Genomic DNA, 3,194 nt, shown 5'->3' on the forward strand with positions numbered 1-3,194 from the left:
CCGCCCGGATCCCGCCGTGACCCAGCACCCTGGCATCCGCGCCCATCACCAAACGCCGCGCCCGCTCATCCAGATGCGGAAACAACACCAGGTACTTGTCGGCCAGCCCCGCCGCGAACTCCTCCACGGATATGCCCATACCACAACAACGATCCCCAGACCCGAAGGCTACGGGTTAATCCTCTGCGAGCCCTAAAGATCGCCTGTAAACCACAAGCAAATACCATCACCCACACCCAAAGAAGGCAGCGCCGATGCCTCAGGAGACGAAAGGCGACACGTGCCCCGCGGCAGGGATGCCGATCGTGATGACCAGGCCGCCGAAGTTGGGGCTTACTGCGAGTGTGCCGTTGAGGGCTGCGATGCGGTTGGCGACGAGCTGCCAGCGTGCTGTGGTGGCGATGTGTGAGAAGTCGGAGGCCTCCGGGTCGAACAGGACCACGCCGAGGCGGCCGTTCTGCGCCGAGAGTGAGATCAGGAGGCGGGCTTCGCCGGGTGGCCAATCGCGCAGCAGGATCGCTAGACAGGAGTCGACGCAGGCCTCGATGTGCGCTGGGAACCGTGGCAGGTCGGCGGCCTTCAAGGTGGCGGGGCGGTGCACGGTTTGCAGCAGGGTGCTGAGCGTTGCGGCCAGGCTCGTCGAGTCCGGCGGCGCTGCCGCGAGGTCGGGCGGATCTGACGGCGCTGCGGCGGGGCCGGCTGAGTCAAGCGGTGGCGGCGGCGCCGCATGCCGCCCACCACGATGACGCCGCCGATCGTTCGCGTCGGCTGACGTAGCCGCAGCACGTATTGCCTTGATACGCATGCCGGAACCCCCTGGAACGCGGGCCTCCGGCGCTCCACTCCCACCGGATCCGAAGGCTCTTCCAGCATCGGGAATCGCGAGCCGCGGCGCGATCGTGCAGGCATGCCGAAGCCGAGGGGGTGCGTGCATCCCCTCGGCGGTGTGGTTGTTGCGGAGCAGGTACGTACGTACCCCTAATAGGGGTACGTACAGGGGTACCTACCCCTAACCCGGCAGGGGCCGGTCAGATCAGGCCGAGTCCACGTGCTATCAACCCGCGCTGTACGTCGTTGGTGCCGCCGCCGAGGAACGCCAGCACCGACAGGCGCAGGCCCTGCTCGAAGATGCCCGCACCCGGAGCGTCGGGGGTGCTGAGGGCGGCCGTGGGGCCGAGGATTCGGAGGGCTTCCTCAGCGAGCTGTCCGCCGGTTTCCGCTGCCAGGACGCCGGCCATCGCGGCGGTGAGGCGCGCGGCGTGCGGGTTGGTGGTCGACTCGGCTTTGCGGGCCGCCTCGGCGAGGAGGACGCATACCGCCTGGACCTGGACGGCCACGGCGCTGAGTGCGGCTCGCTTCGCGGATCCAGGAAGGCCGATGCCAGCAGGATCGGCAATGCTAGCAACCCCGGTGGGACCGGCGATGCCAGCAGCCCCGGCGGGATCGACGATGCCAGCGGTCCCGGCGGAACCGGCGATGCCAGTAACCCCGACGGCAACCGCAGCGGCAGAAGCGCGCGCCGCCGCCAGAAGCTCGTCGAGCTGGCGGCGCGAGATGCCAGCGAGTTCCGTCGCAAGCAACAAGCGCTCGCCGGTCAACGTCTCCGTGATGACCTGCCAGCCACTGTCGACCGCACCGACCCGCGCATCGTCGCCCACCCGGACGTCCGTGAAAGTCACCGTGCCGCACGTCTGCCCCGACAGCGCCTGGAGCGGCTCCGTGCTGATCCCCGCCGTCGTCATGGGGACAATGAACATGCTGATACCCGCCATCGGGGGGTTCGCGTCCGGGTCCGTACGGGCGGCGAGCCACATGTACTCAGCCGTGCCGGCGTTGGTGATCCAGGACTTCGTCCCGTTGATCACCCAGCCATCACCGTCCCGGACAGCGGTCGTGCGAAGCGACGCGAGGTCGGAACCCGCCTCGGGCTCGCTGTAACCCAGGCAGAACGTCAGCTTCCCGTCCTGAATCCGAGGCAGATACTGAGCTTTCTGTTCGGCAGTGCCGTACCTGACCAGCGGCGCGCCGACCACCGAGACGGCCGCGACCGCATTGGCGACCGGAATCTGCCGATACGCGATCTCGTCGTGGACCGCCAACTGCTCCGTCAGCGTCGCCTCGCTCCCGCCGTCTGCGGCAGGCCACGTCATCCCGAACCACTTCCGAGCGGCCATCGCCGCCACCACACCCGCGTCGTCGCCCTTATGAAACTGCCGGTCGCCGGTGTGCTGCGCAGCGCAAAAAGCCCGCGCCTGCTCCCGAACCGCCGTCGCGCCCATCGGAGAATCCACAGCGGGCAGGCCATCCGCGGACGCGATCAGCATGTCAGCTACCGTCCCTTCCGGCGGCGGGCAGGCGTCCAGCAGCGTGACGTCAGCATGCACCCGTCGGAACAGCCAAGGCCCCTCATGCCCCTCGAAATACGCGCCGGCGCCGAGCGTGTGATGCGCGCTGAGCTGGACGCGCGGCGCGACAACCGCCGCATGAGACACCGCGAGCTCCGTGGCCAGAATCCGGTCCGGATCCTCGCGGCTGTGCCTACGAACAGCGTCCGCAATAAGAAGCTCGCCAGCAGCCAGCTCGATCTCGCGACTAGCCGTGCGCTGCTGCACCGCGCCGAGACTACCGATCGTCTGCCCGAACTGCTTGCGCACCTTCGCATGCGCGATGGACGCATCATGACTCCGTCGCGCCGCCGCCATCGCCCGCGCCGCTAGGCCGAGCCTGAGCAGCGACAACGCCCGAGCGGCCGGCTCCGGATCGACGTCGAACACCGCTTCCGGCACGCCGAGATGCAGCCGCGCCCACGCCGGCACGGCCAGCCCGGGCACCGGGACGGCGAACTCCACCGGCCGTACCCACGCGCATCCACCGCCAGGCGGCAGAAGCAGCACGTGAGAAGCCGCGATCCCGCCCTCCGCGAACGGCACGGTCTCGACCATCGGATCGGCCGCCACCACCAGAATCCTGACATCCCCCGTCGAGACGGCGGCGGCCAACTCCCGCGTGGCCGAGTTCCCCGGGGGACTGGTCAACAGCTGCATGGCGACGAAGCCATCCATGATCGGCAGGGGGCAGGCCGCAGCACCAGTAGCCCGCACGAGCGCCATGACACCCCCGAGCCCGCCGAGACTGCCGGAGCCGCCAAGCCCGTCGGAGCCGCCAAGCCCACCAAGGCCCCCAGCGTCCCCGAG

Annotated in this window: 2 protein-coding genes; both read right to left on the reverse strand. The window is 69.2% G+C overall.

The annotated features are described in order from the left end of the window. Positions 1 to 259: 259 nt before the first annotated feature. The gene (locus GWK61_RS53490; RefSeq protein WP_194922092.1) at positions 260 to 601 is read right to left on the reverse strand and encodes a hypothetical protein; all 342 of its coding nucleotides are present in this window, start codon (positions 599 to 601) and stop codon (positions 260 to 262) included. A gap of 427 nt (positions 602 to 1,028) precedes the next feature. Further along, complete coding sequence (locus GWK61_RS53495; RefSeq protein ID WP_194922094.1) at positions 1,029 to 2,831, reverse strand: acyl-CoA dehydrogenase family protein; 1,803 nt, start codon at positions 2,829 to 2,831, stop codon at positions 1,029 to 1,031. Positions 2,832 to 3,194: the final 363 nt, after the last annotated feature.

Source organism: Catenulispora rubra, assembly GCF_015356825.1.
Taxonomy (GTDB): Bacteria; Actinomycetota; Actinomycetes; order Streptomycetales; family Catenulisporaceae; genus Catenulispora; species Catenulispora rubra.